The organism is Mycolicibacter icosiumassiliensis (genome assembly GCF_900078685.2).
Lineage (GTDB): Bacteria > Actinomycetota > Actinomycetes > Mycobacteriales > Mycobacteriaceae > Mycobacterium > Mycobacterium icosiumassiliensis.
This window is the reverse complement of the sequence record NZ_LT546166.1, coordinates 451,071-466,495: the sequence shown is the minus strand read 5'-3', so window position 1 is coordinate 466,495 and position 15,425 is coordinate 451,071. Positions and strand designations below refer to the sequence as shown.

At 66.4% G+C, this 15,425-nt stretch carries 14 protein-coding genes and 1 riboswitch; of the genes, 5 read left to right on the top strand and 9 right to left on the bottom strand.

From position 1 onward, the window contains the following. Positions 1-47 precede the first annotated feature (47 nt). Complete coding sequence (eno, locus tag BN4346_RS25860; RefSeq protein WP_067967744.1) at positions 48-1,322, top strand: phosphopyruvate hydratase; 1,275 nt, start codon at positions 48-50, stop codon at positions 1,320-1,322. Positions 1,323-1,332: 10 nt separating this feature from the next. Here eno and BN4346_RS25855 read toward each other — a convergent pair whose 3' ends face one another. The 8 genes from BN4346_RS25855 to BN4346_RS25820 form a co-directional block, all read right to left on the bottom strand. Next, positions 1,333-3,366, bottom strand: a complete 2,034-nt coding sequence (locus BN4346_RS25855; protein WP_067967741.1) for a proton-conducting transporter transmembrane domain-containing protein — start codon at positions 3,364-3,366, stop codon at positions 1,333-1,335. Beyond that, positions 3,363-4,163, bottom strand: coding sequence for an NADH-quinone oxidoreductase subunit B family protein (locus tag BN4346_RS25850; protein WP_067967738.1), 801 nt, complete (start codon positions 4,161-4,163; stop codon positions 3,363-3,365). Before BN4346_RS25850 ends, BN4346_RS25855 begins: the two co-directional genes overlap by 4 nt. A 40-nt stretch (positions 4,164-4,203) precedes the next feature. Then, positions 4,204-5,613, bottom strand: a complete 1,410-nt coding sequence (locus tag BN4346_RS25845) for an NADH-quinone oxidoreductase subunit D-related protein (protein WP_235653521.1) — start codon at positions 5,611-5,613, stop codon at positions 4,204-4,206. A gap of 56 nt (positions 5,614-5,669) precedes the next feature. Next, a complete protein-coding gene (locus BN4346_RS25840; RefSeq protein WP_067967735.1) occupies positions 5,670-7,181 on the bottom strand; it encodes a proton-conducting transporter transmembrane domain-containing protein in 1,512 nt (503 codons plus the stop codon). A gap of 3 nt (positions 7,182-7,184) precedes the next feature. Next, on the bottom strand, positions 7,185-7,865 hold the full coding sequence (locus tag BN4346_RS25835; RefSeq protein ID WP_067967732.1) for a hydrogenase: 681 nt from the start codon (positions 7,863-7,865) through the stop codon (positions 7,185-7,187). Continuing rightward, positions 7,865-8,824 (bottom strand): respiratory chain complex I subunit 1 family protein, encoded by a 960-nt coding sequence (locus tag BN4346_RS25830; protein ID WP_067967729.1) that lies wholly within the window; start codon positions 8,822-8,824, stop codon positions 7,865-7,867. Before BN4346_RS25830 ends, BN4346_RS25835 begins: the two co-directional genes overlap by 1 nt. Before the next feature lie 301 nt (positions 8,825-9,125). Then, a complete protein-coding gene (locus tag BN4346_RS25825; protein ID WP_067967725.1) occupies positions 9,126-9,554 on the bottom strand; it encodes an SRPBCC family protein in 429 nt (142 codons plus the stop codon). A gap of 27 nt (positions 9,555-9,581) precedes the next feature. Beyond that, positions 9,582-10,433 carry an SDR family oxidoreductase gene (locus BN4346_RS25820; protein WP_067967720.1) on the bottom strand — a complete coding sequence of 284 codons (852 nt, stop codon included), beginning with the start codon at positions 10,431-10,433 and terminating at the stop codon, positions 9,582-9,584. 60 nt (positions 10,434-10,493) lie between these two features. Between BN4346_RS25820 and BN4346_RS25815 the strand changes: the two genes are divergently transcribed. Next, on the top strand, positions 10,494-11,234 hold the full coding sequence (locus BN4346_RS25815) for an SDR family NAD(P)-dependent oxidoreductase (protein WP_067967717.1): 741 nt from the start codon (positions 10,494-10,496) through the stop codon (positions 11,232-11,234). On the opposite strand, the gene BN4346_RS25810 is transcribed toward BN4346_RS25815, so the two are convergent. Next, positions 11,231-12,442, bottom strand: coding sequence for an acyl-CoA dehydrogenase family protein (locus tag BN4346_RS25810; protein ID WP_067968130.1), 1,212 nt, complete (start codon positions 12,440-12,442; stop codon positions 11,231-11,233). The two genes, BN4346_RS25815 and BN4346_RS25810, sit on opposite strands and share 4 nt — an antisense overlap. Before the next feature lie 131 nt (positions 12,443-12,573). Between BN4346_RS25810 and BN4346_RS25805 the strand changes: the two genes are divergently transcribed. From BN4346_RS25805 to BN4346_RS25795, 3 genes are all read left to right on the top strand, one after another. After that, on the top strand, positions 12,574-13,140 hold the full coding sequence (locus tag BN4346_RS25805) for a histidine phosphatase family protein (protein ID WP_067967714.1): 567 nt from the start codon (positions 12,574-12,576) through the stop codon (positions 13,138-13,140). Between the two features lie 42 nt (positions 13,141-13,182). Further along, positions 13,183-13,244: riboswitch (Fluoride riboswitch) on the top strand. Between the two features lie 26 nt (positions 13,245-13,270). Then, positions 13,271-14,335, top strand: coding sequence for a PPE family protein (locus tag BN4346_RS25800; RefSeq protein WP_067967711.1), 1,065 nt, complete (start codon positions 13,271-13,273; stop codon positions 14,333-14,335). Between the two features lie 16 nt (positions 14,336-14,351). Next, the gene (locus BN4346_RS25795) at positions 14,352-15,422 is read left to right on the top strand and encodes a PPE family protein (RefSeq protein ID WP_407695045.1); all 1,071 of its coding nucleotides are present in this window, start codon (positions 14,352-14,354) and stop codon (positions 15,420-15,422) included. The last annotated feature ends 3 nt before the right edge of the window (positions 15,423-15,425 follow it).

The window sequence follows — 15,425 nt, the reverse complement described above, 5'->3', positions numbered from 1 at the left end:
CTCACCCTCCAGCGACACCGGATCAGCTTTGGCGCGGAGGAACGCAGATGGCCGTACGCTTTTCGTCGATATCCGCAATCGAGGTCCTGGATTCGCGCGGTCGGCCCACCCTGTCGGTGTGGGCGGCGCTCAGCGATGGGAGGCAAGTGCGTTCCGGCGTACCGTCTGGCGCCTCGACCGGGAGCCGCGAGGCCGTCGAACTGCGGGACCATGACGACGCGCGGTACGCCGGCCAAGGTGTGCGGCAGGCTGTCGAAAACGTCAACGGGCCAATCGCCGATGCCTTGATCGGCCGATCGTTCTCCTCGTTGGATGATGTCGATCAGGTACTGCGAGATCTGGACGGCACCACTGATAAGTCCCGGCTGGGCGCCAACGCGATCGTCGGTGTCTCGATGGCCGCCGCCCGGGCGTTCGCACTGGAATCTGGACAACCGTTGTGGCGGTATCTGATTCCCGCCGAAGCGCTGCCGCGGCTGCCCGTCCCGCACTTCAACGTCGTCAACGGCGGAGTACACGCCCTCAACAATCTGGACTTCCAAGAGTTCATGATCGCGCCGGTCGGTGCGCCGTCGCTGCCGGAGGCGATCCGGGCCGGCGCCGAGATATACCGGACGCTGCGCTCGACACTGGCCGACCGCCGAATGTCCACCGGATTGGGAGACGAGGGCGGTTTCGCCCCCGAGATCGACAGCCCGGAAGAGGTCTTGACACTGCTCACCGCAGCCATCAGCGATGCCGGCTATGTCGCCGGGCGAGACGGCGTCGCCATCGCGCTGGACCCTGCCGCAAGCGAGTTCCATCGCGACGGCCGTTACCGGGTCGGCGGGGAATCGTTGTCGAGTCAGGAACTGATCGAGCGCTACGCCCGAATCGTCGACGAGTTTCCCGTGTGGAGTCTCGAGGATGGGATGGGTGAACACGACGCCGCGGGCTGGCAGCAGCTCACTGCTGCGCTCGGTGACCGCGTACAACTGGTCGGCGACGACAATTTCGTGACCAACCCGGCTGTGATCGCCGCCGCGGTCCGTTCCGGTATCGGCAATGCCGCGCTGATCAAGGTCAACCAGATCGGCACGGTGTCGGAAACCCTTGAAGCGCTGAGCGTGTGCCGACGGGCGGGATACGGCGCCATGATTTCGCATCGCTCGGGCGAGACCGACGACTCGTTCATCGCCGACCTTGCGGTGGGCTCGGGATGTGGTCAGATCAAATCCGGTGCGCCGGCACGGGGCGAACGGGTAGCCAAATACAACAGGCTCCTCGAAATCACCGCCTCGGCCCCCGAACTGTCCTTCGGGCTGCCGCCTGCCACTCACTGATCAGCTCCGATCATGCGGTCGCAATCACCACGGCGAGCACCGCCAGCACCGCAATCAGCATGTAAGCCATGTATGCGTCCAGGCGACCTGATTGCAATCGGCGCGCCGCGCGTGACACGAACAGCAGCGCCCTGGTCAACGGCCGATAGAAGAAACGTTCGACGACGTCGACGACATCGACGCGGTAGGTGAACAACAGCGGGGCGACGACTTGGTCGCTGGGCCCTGCAGCCGTTTTCACCAGTTCGGTCCGGGTCAACAACACGTTCGCCAATACGTTGCGCACCGGGTTGGCGTAGGCGGACGAGGTGTAACCGACACCTCGGTCCACGCCCGGCGACGCCGACGACCATGGCGTCACACGGCGCGTCCGCCACGGGTTTCGGCCCGCGAACAACGCGGCAAAAACGCTGATCAGGACCGACATCGCGGGAAGCGCTATCCACAGCCAACTCGGCGACAGCGCGGAGAAGTCGGCGAACACCGGCTGTAATACCCAGGGCCCGGCGTTGGCCGCGTCGGCCTGGCCTCCCACGATGGGGCTCAAGCCGCGTGCCATCAACCGCACCTGCAGCGGCGCGACCGCCGCCGCACCCAGGCAGGCCGCTACCAAAACAGCCACTCCGAATCGGAAGGGCCACTGGCTATCCACCCGGCTCAGAGCGGGATCCAGTTGCGGCTCATCGACGCGGGCGGGACCGAAGACGGTGAGACCCACCAGCCGAACGAAAGTCACCGCAGCCAGACCGATCGTCAGCGCAACCAATGCTCCGGTCACGGCGGTGGACAACTGCATGGCCAGACCCGAAACCCGGAACTGCTGCATCAGCGATTCCAACGTGAACCATTCCGAAGCGAAACCGGCGGTCAACGGCAGTCCGGCCAGGGTCAATGAGCCGATCACCAAACCGGTGCCGGCCCACGGGAGCCGGCGCACCACGCCACCGAGTCGGTCCAGATCGGTAGTCCCGGTTGCCTGCTCGACGGTAGACGCCGACACGAACAGCAATGTCTTACCTAATGCGTGCGCCATCACCTGCGCGGTGCCGGCCACCAAGCCGGCCGCGGTCAGCTTCGGCTCACCGGCCGCCGCGCCGACCATCGCCGCCCCGAATCCCGCGGTGATAACACCCGCGTTCTCGACACTCGACCACGAGATCAGCCCGGCCAGATCAGGGTTGACCGTGGCATGTGCGATACCCAGGATCGCGGTGATTCCGCCGACGATCAGCACCACACAGGTCAGCCACACCGGTGGAGCACCCAGCACCTGGAGAGTTCGCCACATGCCGTAGAAGCCGACATTGACCGCGACGCCGGCCATTACCGCGCGTGCAGGCCCCGGAGCCGCGGCGTAGCCGCGCGGCATCCAGACATGGGCGGGGACCAATCCGACTTTGATTCCGAATCCGAACAGCAACAGCGCGTAGGCGGCTTGACCTACGGCGCTGTGCGGGTCCAGCGAGCCCGAGGTGAATGCGAACGTGTGTGTTTGCCCGGCCAGCAGCAGGGCACCCATCAACACCGCTGCGCCGCTGGCCTTTCCGAATACCACGGTGATGACCGAGCCGCCGACCCTACCAGGCAGATCTCGGTCGTAGCCGGCCATCAGGTAGAAGGCGACGGTCAGCGACTCCCATCCGAACAGCAGCACGAAGAAGTTGTCGGCCGTGATGATCACAGCGACGGCGCCCAGCGTCAGGGCGACTGCCACCGGCAACCGCGGACGGCTGCGATTACCCGGTGCCGCAGCGACAGCAAGGGCGGGGATGGCCACACCGAACGCGATGACGAGAAACAGTCCGGACAACGCGTCGGCGGACAGGCTGGCCGGACCGAGACCGGCCAACCCGCCGAGGTCGACCCGCTCGGCACGACCGGCGAGGCCGGTCGCGCCGGCGAGCACGAAGAACACCGCGGCGACGATGTTGACCGTCCACGCGGCCGTGCTCAGGATTATCGGCGCGCGTCTGCCGCCGGTCGACCCCGCACACCAACCGATCAGTGCCGCCACGGCGGTGGCGAGCAGGCCGGCGCCGATCACCGCGCAGCCCCGTCTTCAGGAACCGGTATCCGGCCGAGCGCCAGCAGGATCGCGTGCAGCACGCTGAACGGAGACGCGGGGGCTCCCGGCACCCAGATGTCCACCGGCACATGCTCGGAGATGCCGACGTCCCTTGTGTAAGCACCGCCGATAAGCCCCCCGCTGACGGCGTCGGCGCCGACGGCGATCACCACGGTCGGCGCCGGCATCGCGTCGAGAGTGCGGCGCAGCGGTTCGATCATCCCGGCGGCGCCTATACCGGTGACCAGCAGGATGTCGGCGTGCCGGGGGCTGGCGGTAAAGAAGATCCCCAACCGGTGCAGGTCGTAGACCGGGTTGGTCAGGGCCTGGATCTCCCATTCGTCGCTGCCGTCGGAGCCGGTGTCGACGTGGCGCAGATGCACCGAGCGGCGCAGCCTGCGTACTCGCCGCGCCAGGCCGGCGCGCAGCTCGGACAGCGCCGCATCGGTTTCTTCGACCTCACCGACCACCAGCGCGCCGCGGCTCAGTTCCGCGGTGGCCGACCCGCGATCCCAGGAAAACCAGTCCGGTGCCGTCTCGACGCAACGACCGCACAGGATGCAGCGGCCACGATCCAGCGCAGGCCGCGGGTCCACCGAGATCGCACCGGTGGGACATGCCTCCGCGGCGGCGACGACGGCCGTGGCCGATACCGCGGTGTCGGCTCGGTCGATCACCCGTACCGCCGAGGAAAACCGGTCGAAGTACTCATCCGCAGCTTTGGGCCACCGGGTCGTCACGATCCCGTTGCGCAACCCTCGGAATATCCACGCCATCTACATCGCCACCCCGGCGTAGCACAACCCGAAACTGGCTTCAATAAACGGGAAGTCGGTGAAGACGTCGCCGTTGAACACATCGTGGAAGAGCAGCATGTTGTGCAGTGAGGCAGAACGGGCGAAACACCGACCGATCACGCCGTCGCGAACCTGCAGGCCGTACAGCACCTCGCCCTGCGGCGCCTCGGCCCAACCCAATGCGAAGCCGTCGACCACCGGGGCGGTCGCGACGATCGGGGCGTCGGCCAGCCCGGTCAGCCGGTCGCACGCCCGCTGGATCAGCTCGGCGGCAATGTCGATTTCGGTCCACCGAACCCCCCGCCGGGCCAGCGCGTCCCCCTGATCCCCCCTCCACCCCGGGCAGTTCCAGATAGCCGTCGTAGCCACGTCGGCGGGCATCGTCGTCGCACCCGGAGCCGCGGCCGACCGGCCCCAACGCCCCGTGCGAGGCGGCCAGCGTCGGATCGAGGTGGCCAGTGCCGCGCAGCCGGTCCAGGAACGACGCGTCGACCATCAGGGCGTCTCGATCGCCTCGAATCCGCCGCACGATCACCGCGAGTTGGTCAGACACCGCGTGCGGAGTCCATCGTGGCTCGGCTGCCACCCCTCCTACACAGATCACCGATCGGCCAAACCTGTTTCCACACAATGCCGATACCAGGCGCATCACGCATTCCTTATGCCACCCGAACCGTGCGGTCGGCACGGCGATCCCGGCGGCATCGCAGAGTCGGGTCACCACATCGAGGTGATTGGCGATGCGTTCCAGTTCGGCGTGGATCACCCGGATCAGCCGCGCCCGCCGGGGCGGGTCCACCCCGGACAGCTGCTCGGCGGCGTGCGCGAACGCCAACGCGTGCGCGACCGAGGCAATGCCCTCGACGCGTTCGGCCACCAGAATCCCGTCTGCCATCGATAGCGTCTCGAAGGCCTTGGCGATCCCGCGGTGTTTGTAGTGCGGGCGGATGTTCAGGTGCGGAATGTCCTCACCGGGTGTTTCGACAAGGAATTCGATCGATTCGAAGACACCGGAGCGCACCGGCCCCAGCGGCAGGGTGAACACCCCGCCGCCGGCGACATCGACTGGTCCGTGCTGTTCGGTGGCGCTGGAGTGGATGTGCTGATCAAGCACGCTGCGGTCGGGGTGCCCGGGCCGCGGCGAGGCCTGTCCGGGAGTGCGGGGCAGCAGCAACGGGTCCAGTCGCGGATGTCCGGTCGGTAGCACGCCCGACAGGTCGTGCAGCGCACGTTCATACCAAAACGCCGCCGGCACATCGGGTGTCAACGACGGATAGACCAGCGCGCCCGCCGCGTCCGGGGTCAGCTCTGTTCGCAGGCAGCTGACGGTGTCGCCGCCGACCAGCAAGCCGTGCAGTTGTGCGGCATCGCCACGGTGGGAGGCATAGACGCCGGCGAAGCGATCACCGCCCGCGACACGTTCGGCCATCCGCAGTCGCCATTGCTCCGGTGGTAGGTCGAGGACCGTAGTTGATGTCGCGGTCGTCACGGCGCACCCACCGCTAGTTCGACAGCGGCGCGGTTGAGCAGATCAACCAGATCTGACGGCGGCGCAAGGCCCAGCACCAGCAGCACCAGTACCCCGACTACCACCGGTGCCACCATCCAGCGGCTCGGTTCACCTGGGGCCAGCACCAGTGACCCCGCGATCGGCATATCCGGTTTGGGGCGGAACAAGACCCGGGTGGTCGCCAGCGCGAGCCCGAAAAAGGCCAGGGTGACCAGGCAGACCAGCGCCGCGGTGGGAGCATTGCGTGCGTGTGCGAAGCCACCCGAGACGATCTCAAATTCACTGCGGAACAAGGCAAACGGCGGCATCGCCGACAGCGCCATCACAGCGGTCAAAAACAGCGGGCCCGACCATGGCAACAGCCGGACACCCTCGGCCATTTTACTGAGTTCCTTGGTGCCGAACTTGCGCACCAACACCCCGGCGCCCATGAATGCATTCCCTTTCGCAGCCGCATGCCCCAAGACATGCAGTAGCACCCCGGACAGGGCGATTGGGGCGCCGAAGCTGACACCGATGGCGAGAATGCCCATGTGTTCGACACTCGAATAGGCCAGCAGTCGCTTGATGTCGCGTTGCTCAAGTAGACACAGCGCCGCCAGCAGCAAGGACAGCACGCCGAAGACCAGCAGCACCGTCTGCGGGAAGCGCGGCCCCAGTGTTATGACACTGATCTGGTAGTACCGCAAGATCGCATAGAAGCTCACCGCCAGCAGCGATCCGGACAGCAGCGCCGAAACCGGGGTAGGTGCCTCGGCATGCGCATCAGGAAGCCAGGTATGCACCGGAAACAACCCCACCTTGGTGCCGAATCCCACCACGGCCAACACGAATGCCAATCGCACCGGCGTTTGCTGCAATTGGCCGGCTGCTCCGAGCAGCGGATCGAACGCCAGATCATAGGACTGACCCAGCTGCTGCGCTCCGGCGTAATACATGAAGATGGTCGCCAGCAGCGCGATCCCGAGTCCCGACGACGCGATCAGAACGTACTTCCACGCCGCCTCGGTCGCACCCTCGGTGTCGTCGAGTGCGACCAGCAGTGCGGAGACCACGGTGGTGATTTCGACGGCGATCCACAACAGGGCAAGCCCGTTGACCAATGGCGCGCAGATCATCGACCACGCAAAAGCATTCAGGCCAAGATAGAACCGCGTGCTGTGGCGGGCGAACAGTGCCTGCTGTTCGGCGCTGTCGGAGCGCACCGCGCGCTCTTCGTCGGCCAGATAGCCGATCGAGTAGATCGCGACGACTGCATACAGGAAGCAAGTGCCCAGCAAGAACACCACCGACAGCGCGTCGGCGCGCAGGTAGCGCAGGGCGGTGACGGTGTGGGCGACGCTGGCCGGCACCAATGTCGCCGCCAGAACAAAGGTGGCGATTCCGGTCAGCGCAGTGACTGTCGCGGCAACGCGATGTGAGACACGTGCGCAAACGAGGGTGGTTACCAGCGGTACCAGCACGAGGAGCACCATCACCACGGACATCGGCTAACCCCTGAGTCGGTCGAGGGTGGCAGTGGACAGGGATCGAGTTCGCCGATGGTGGGTGCGCATGAGTACCCCGAAGACCACCACCGCCACCAGCAAGTCGAACAGGAACGCCACCTCGAGGATCAGCGGCATTCCCGCAGCGACCACCAAACTGGCTACCGACACACCGTTTTCGAGCGAGAAGAAGCCGATCGCCTGGCTCACTACGTCACGGCGCACGATCATCAGGATGAACGCGACCAGCACCACAGCGACCGACAAGCTCAACGCGGCGGTGGGCAATATGTCGGAGTGAATGTCCAAGACGCCGACGGCGAAAAACCCGAATGCTGCGACGGCAATCGAGATCAGCACCTCGTTGGCCACACCCAGCAGACCGCTCCCGGCGATTTCCTCGCTGGCTTCCCGCAACAGCCTGAGCACCAGCACTGGCACGACGATCACCTTGAGCAGCAGTGAAAGCACCGCCAGTGCATACAGTTCGGGAACATTGTGACCGAACGCGACGACCGCGGCGAGCACGCTCACGGCGAGGGACTGGGCCGCGTACAGGCGGACCTGTGCGCGCAGTAGCGCTGCCCGTAGCATCCCGAACTCCAGCAGCAGCACGATGAGCGCCACGGTGTTCGCCACGCCGTCGAAGACAGGCGGGACGTACTGGCTGGCCGTCACCGTCATCAGCCGCCCCCCAGGTACAGCGTGAAGACCGCCAGGATCGCCAACAGAAATGCCGCCGAAACGAACTCGGTAATCTTGAACAACCGCAGCTTGGCGTAACTGTTGTCCACGACGGCGACTACACATCCGAGCAGTGCGGCCTTGACAAGAATGGCGGGTATTGCGAGCCCGACCGCAATCGGAGAGGCGTCGGACGCCAGCCCCCACGGGGCAACGAAGACGTTGATCAAGATGGTGTAGAGCACCAACTGCTTGGCCGAAGATCCCCAGTGCAGCAGGGCCAGATCCGGCCCCGAATACTCGAAGGCCCGTCCAGTTTCGATCATCCCGAATTCGATTGTGCCCGTGTGTGTTTCTACCGGAATGCGCGCCGTCTCGTAGAGGATCACCATGAATAACGCCGCGGAGGCGAGAAGGTGCGCGGGCCGCAGGATCTGGTTGGGCCCGCTACGTACCGTGGCTGCCAGAACGTACGGCAGGTCGGTGGTGGTGATCATCGCGACGGTGAAGAACACCAGGAGCATCACCGGTTCGGTGATCGCGGCGAACGTCTTGGCTCGGCTGGAGGCCAATTGGGCGTAGGAGTCTCCGGTTTCGGCCGCGGCGACCGCGACCAAGAAGCTGGCGAACGCCAGGATCAGTCCGCCACCGAGGATGTCCCCCATGTATCCCAGCGGGAGCGCGTAACTGGTGAGTACCGGGATCAACATCGGGACGGTGAGATAGCAGGCGAAGGATGCGACCGGCGCGAGGCGAAAGAATGGGCCCGCTCCGTGCGGCGCCAGCGATTCTTTGCCGAAAAGTTTGACCAGATCGAAGTAGGGCTGCAGGATGCGCGGACCGCGACGGCCCTGCAGTCGAGCCTCGAAGGCGGCGATGAAACCGCTTACACCCGGTGCACCGCCAGCGACAGTAATCACTTGCAGGCATTGGATCACCGGCAGCGGCAAATTGGTCATGGTCGAACCGGACCAGACTGGAAAACGACATCCGCCACCCTGCGACTCCCTCGTTCGCAGGGGCCATCAGCAGCGTGGCGGTTCGGAAGTCGAGCTTCCCGGCGGGACCCATCGCCCGGTGCAAGTTAACCAACGACGATTCCGTTTGGTCAAGCCGAACGCGCAGCCTCGACCGCCGAACGGGGCAGAAATCGATCGATCGAATACGCACCGCCGACGGAAGGACATCGCGTCTGGCCCCAGCACCATCGGAACCCTCAGCAATACGCGCCAACCGCAGCCGCCCTTCCGGCGGTCGCCACTAGGGCCTCGCGCGGCCTTCCGACTGCCGCTTGAGTCCGTCCGCCTCCATGTCGACGTAGCGACGAATCCGGCCACCGGCGAGCAGGCCGGCCAGCCAGGCCATCGGACCGGTCAGGGTAAAAGTCAACACCGCCCGCACCCCCGACGCGGTCGGCGTCAGCTCGTGGAAGCCGGTGAAGCGGATTCCGGCCGTCGACGCCGTCCAGGTGAAAGATCTCTCGTTAACCAGATCGGTGACGGTCCACACCATCGGCCGGCCGGTGGGTTGGCGGACGCGTGCGGTACTGCCGACTCGCAGCGGACCGGAGTCGAGGCGGGGGATCTCACGCATCGATGCCGTCCAGTCCGGCCAATGCTCGACATCGGTCAGGACGGCCCAGACGTCGCTGGGACGGGCCGTGATGGGATCGGTGCGGGTGTAGTGCATGGGCGCTCCCTTCCCCTCACCGGCACGCTACCCAACTTCGGCGGCCACCCGGGCGCGTTCGGCCATCGAGGCGACCACTCCCCCGTCGGCGAGGATGTCGGCGCCGGTGAGGTAGGCGCACTTGTTGCCGGCGCAGAAGGCGAACAGCTCGGCCATCTCCTCGGCCGTGCCCCACCGCGGGATCAGCGCGTCGGGCATCATCATGCCCACCCCGGCCTTCTCTTCGCGCCGCCCCATCTCGGTATCGATGTTGCCCGGCGACACCGAGACGATGCGCAGCCCGCGGCCGCCGAAGCGCTCGGCCTGCGAAGCGCAATACCACTTCACGAAGGCCTTGCTGACCGTGTAGGAGAAGCCCGAGCGCAGCTGCTCGGGTGCGTTGTTGCAGTACGCCGTCATCGCCGCCACGAAGGCGTCGCCGTCGCTGTACGCCAGCGGGAACTGCTTGGTGGGATATGCCTTGTCGGGCAGCAGCTGCGCGGCCATCGACGCCACGTTGACGATCACCGCGCCGTCGCCGTGGGCGTCCCCTGCCAAGTCGTAGAACACCTCGTTGACGACGAGGGTGCCAAACGCGTTGGTCCGCATGACGAATTCGGCGTCACCCATGCTCGGGCTCACCCCTGCGGTGTGGATTACCGACGCCAGCGTCCCGAGACCGGTCGCGGTGTCGAACAGCCGGGTGACCGCGTCACGATCGGTGACATCGCAGTTGACGGCGGTCGCGGCGATGCCCAGGTCCTCGAGCGCGGCTTGGGCCGAGTCGAGCCGGTCCTGCCGGACATCGCACAGCACCACGGTGTGGTCTCGGCCCAGGATCTTGGCCGTCGCCAGACCCATGCCGCCCGCGCCTCCGGTGATCACTGATACTGAAGCCATAACTGGACGGTAGACGGCTGCGCCCCAGTGCCGGTCGACTGGGTGATGCGGAGAGTCGAAATGACCGATCTGTCAGGCAAAGTGGCGTTGGTGACCGGAGCGTCGTCCGGACTGGGCGCGGCGACGGCCCAACTGTTCGCCCGGCGCGGCGCGACGGTGTTCGGGTTGGCGCGCGATGCCGAGCGGCTGGCCGCGGTGTTCGCCGACGTACCCGGGGGGCAGTACGCACCCACCGACATCAGTACCGCGGCGGCGTGCACCGCGGCGGTCGAGCAGTGCATCGCCCAGTTCGGCCGGCTCGATGTTCTGGTCAACGTTGCCGGCGCCCATCAGATGCGCCACACGCTGGCCGTCACCGACGACGAGTGGGCCCACGATCTGGCGGTCAACCTCAACGGGCCGTTCTTCCTGTGCCGCGCGGCACTGCCGCATCTGCTGGAGACCGCCGGCAATATCGTCAACGTCGCCTCGATCGCCGGGGTGGAAGGGCAGGCGTACTCGGCGGGCTACTGCGCAGCCAAGCACGGACTCGTCGGGCTCACCCGGGCGTTGGCCGTGGAGTTCACCGCGGAGAAGCTGCGGGTCAACGCGGTCTGCCCGGGCGGGATGCTGACACCGCAGGTGACCAATTTCCAGCTCCCCGAGGGCGCCGACGTCAACCTGATCATGCGGGTGGCCTCGCCGCGCGGCATGAGCGCCCCGAGCGACGTCGCCGAGGTGATCGCCTTTTTGGCCAGTGATGCCGCTGCCGCGGTGCACGGCGCGGTCTACCTGACCGACAACGGGAAAACGGCCGGCTAGCGCAGCGGCAAGCCGGTCACTGCCCGCGCGATGACCAGTCGTTGGATCTCACTGGTGCCTTCGAAGATGGTGAAGATCTTGGCATCCCGGTGCATTCGCTCGACCGGATAGTCACGGGTGTAGCCGTTGCCGCCGAGGATCTGGATTGCCTCGTCGGTGACATAGACCGCGGTCTCGCTGGCGAACAGTTTGGCCATCGAGCCCTCGGCATTGTCGAACGCCTTGTTGTTGCGTCCCATCCAGCCGGCCCGCCACACCATGAGCCGGGCGGCGTCGATGCGGCTCTTCATGTCGGCCAGCTTGAAGGCGACGGCCTGGAACTCGCCGATCTTGCGACCGAATTGCTCGCGCTGGCAGGCGTAGTCGAGGGCGTACTCGTAGGCGGCGCGGGCCACTCCGACAGCCATCGCCCCCACTGACGGGCGGGTGCGCTCGAAGGTCTTCATGGCGGCCTGTCCGCCGGCCGACGCACCGGATTTGACCCGGGCAACACGAGCCTCGAACTTCTCCCGACCGCCCAGGATCAGGTCCTCGGGCAGGCGAACGTTGTCCAACACGATCTCGGCGGTATGCGAAGCCCGGATGCCGTGCTTCTTGAACTTCTGCCCCTGAGCCAGGCCGGCGGTGCCGGGCGGGATGATGAACGTGGCCTGTCCGCGCGAGCCGAGTTCGGGGTAGACCGAGGCGACCACGATGTGCACGTTGGCGATGCCGCCGTTGGTGGCCCAGGTCTTGGTGCCGTTAAGCACCCATTCGCGGGTGGCCTCGTCGAAGCGGGCACGGGTCCGGATTGCGCCGACGTCCGAGCCGGCGTCCGGTTCCGAGGAGCAGAAGGCTCCGAGTTTGGGGTCATCGGCGGTGCCGAACATCTCCGGTAGCCACTGGCCCAGCTGTTCGGGGGTGCCGTTGCCCGCCAGGGCAGCTGCCGCCAGGCCCGTGCCCAGAATCGACAACGCGATGCCGGCGTCACCCCAGAACAGCTCCTCGAACACCGTCAGCATGCCGATCCCGCTCGGTTCGGCGGCTTGGGTAGCGAACAGCTCGGGCGAGTACAGGCCGATCTTGGCGGCCTCCTGGATGATCGGCCACGGCGTCTCTTCCCGCTCATCCCATTCGGCGGCGGCGGGGCGAACGACGTCGGCAGCGAACTGGTGCACCCAGTCGCGCACCTCGATCACGTCATCACTGAGTTCTACCGAGAACGTCATGATCTCTCCTGGGAATCCGTGGGCGGCCATTGGACAAGCCGGCTTGATTGTGGCATCTCGGTCTTGTCGTGGACCACGGCCGGCACCAATGATGTGTGCAGAGCTAAGTCGACGATTGCAAGGAGGCTGGCATGCCGGAGACGACACGGGTGTACCTGGCGCGCCACGGACGCACCGCGCTCAACGCCGACGGGCGACTGCGCGGGCTCGCGGACCCGCCGCTGGACCAGGTGGGCATCGACCAGGCGGCCCGGTTGGCCGCGGACCTCGCCACCCGCAAGCCCACATTGGTGATCTCCAGTCCACTGCAGCGTGCAGTGGCGACCGCCCAGGCGATCGCCGACGCTGCGGGTGTCACCGCGCAGGTCGACAACCGGTTGAACGATCGCGATTATGGGCCGCAGACCGGCCGGCCGCGCACCGAGGTGGAAAGCCAGTACGGGAGCGTGGATGCGGCCCCGGGCGTGGAACCGGTCGATGCGCTGGCCGAGCGGGCCCGGCGAGCCTTCTTCGAACTGGTGGCTGAGTTCGGTCCCGGTCCGTTGGTCATGGTCTCTCACGACGCCTTCAACCAGGCGCTGCTCAAGCAACTCGACCCTTCGTTGGAGCAGGTCCGCCAGGACACCGCCTGCTGGAATCAGTTGAGCCTGGTCGACGGCGTCTGGCTGGTGGAAGCCTGCAACCGCACCGCGAACTGATGCTCCCGAATGACTGTCCTTTGACCAATCCCGACGGGTAGCATTCCACTAGGTGATGAGGCTCACCTTAACCGCCGCGCCCGGCTAATAGCTTCTACCCCGATTTATTCGCGGTGGAAGGCGGTGCCGGATGGTCTACGGCAACATCGCTTCCGCCGCCGCAGGGCTGGATTTCGCCGCACTTCCTCCGGAAATCAATAGCGGACGGATGTATCTCGGCCCAGGCTCGGCATCCTTGTTGACGGCCGCGGGTGCCTGGGACGCACTTTCCGCCGAATTGTCCATTGCCGCAAGCGGGTACACCTCGATCATCTCCGAACTGACGAGCATCGCCTGGCTGGGGTCGACTTCGGCGGCGATGGCGGCGGCGGCGACACCGTTCTCGGGCTGGCTGAATGAGACGGCCGGCAACGCTGCGCAGCTCGCCGGCCAAGCCAGGGCGGCCGCCGCAGCCTATGAGCTTGCCTTCTCGATGACGGTTCCACCGCCGGTGGTCGCGGCCAACCGCAGCCTGCTGCTGGCTCTGGTCGCCACCAACTTCTTCGGACAGAACACCGCGGCGATCTCCGTCACCGAAGCGCACTACGCGCAGATGTGGGTCCAGGATGCCACCGCTATGAACGTCTATGCCCAAACCTCGGCGCTCGCAACCGCGTTGCCGTCGTTGAACCAACCACCACGGACGGTCAACCCAGCCGCCGAGACCGGAGCTCAGCAGCTTCAGACGGCGTTGTCCTCACCGCTGGTCCAAATCCTCGAGCACGTCCCCAACGTGACGAATTCCGTGCTGTCCTCGTCGAACGCTGTCACCTCGGGCCGCGGAATCTATGTCATCAACATGCGGCTTGCCGCCCAGGAGGAGCTCTCGCCCGACACACGGCTTGTGTCGGTACCACAGCTGGTCAGCACCAGCCCCTCGCGGCCGGCGCCGCCCGCGGTCGCTGCGGCTGTGGGCCGGGCCACCCTGGTAGGCCGGCTCTCCGCCCCGCAATCGTGGGTTGCCGCCGCACCCGAAATACGTCCGGCCGCAATGGTACTGCCGGCTCCAACCACCGATCTTGTCCCGGCCACATCCGCCGACACTGCCGGCAGCATCTTCAGCCAATCCGTGCTGGGAACGCTGTCGCGGGACGGTCCCAAAACCGCACCCGCCAAAAGCAAACCGATCATCGTGCGCTGCCCCGCAGCCGGCTAGAAAGGACGGTCACGCCATGGACTTCGATATGGATTTCGGTGCTCTGCCACCGGAGATCAACTCGGGAAAAATGTACGGCGGGCCGGGCAGCGGCCCGATGCTGGCGGCAGCTACCGCCTGGGAACAGCTCGCCCAGGAGTTGAATAGCTCGGCGGCGTCCTACCGCTCGGCAGTCGCTGGGTTGGCCACCGACGGCTGGCGGGGTCCGTCATCGGCGATGATGGCGGTCGCGGCGAGCCGGTACGTGGACTGGTTGCATGCGACCGCCGGCCAAGCCGAACAGACCGCCACCCAGGTCAGGACCGCGACGGCGGCCTACCAGAGGGCTCGGGCTGCCATAGTGCCCCCGCCACTGATCGCGGCCAACAGACTTAAGTTGTCAGCACTGATCGCCACCAACTTCTTCGGCCAGAACAGTCCGGCGATCGCCACCACCGAAACCGACTACGAGCGGATGTGGGCCCAGGATGCCGTCGCCATGCACGGTTATGCCGCATCGGCTGCGAGCGCCTCAACGCTGACGCCGTTCACCGCACCCCCCGCCGTGACGACCTCCGCGCCGGCCGTGGCCGCCCAACCCGCACAGGCGCTAGACCCGTCCACGTTGCTTTCGATCGCACTGGACGTCCCGTCATTGACCAGTGCGGCCGCGTCGACGACGAGCTCGACGTTCTCAGGCGTCGCCATCCAGACCACCAACCACGCGCTGGCCGTCAACGCGCTGCGTGACGAGCACCAGGGCATCGGACCCTTCATCGCCGGCGCAGTCCGGCCGGTGGTCTCGCTGAGCCCGGTAGCCGTTGCCGCTCCGCCCGTTTCAGCATTGATGGGTCGGGCCAGTGTGGTGGGGACGTTGTCGGTGCCGCAGAGCTGGGCTGCGGTCGAAGCCGCGGCACCTCTTGCTCCGGGTGCCCTCGCCAGCACCGGCACAAGCGGTCCGATGAGCACGCCGGCGATGTCTTCAACCCTGCCACCGGGCGTCTTCGGAGAGGCCATGCTGGGCACGCTGGCAGGACGCGGCGCCAATAATGCCGCAGCGAGACTGCGGCGGCCCAGTGTCATACCCCGGTCACCGGCAGCCGGCTGAGGT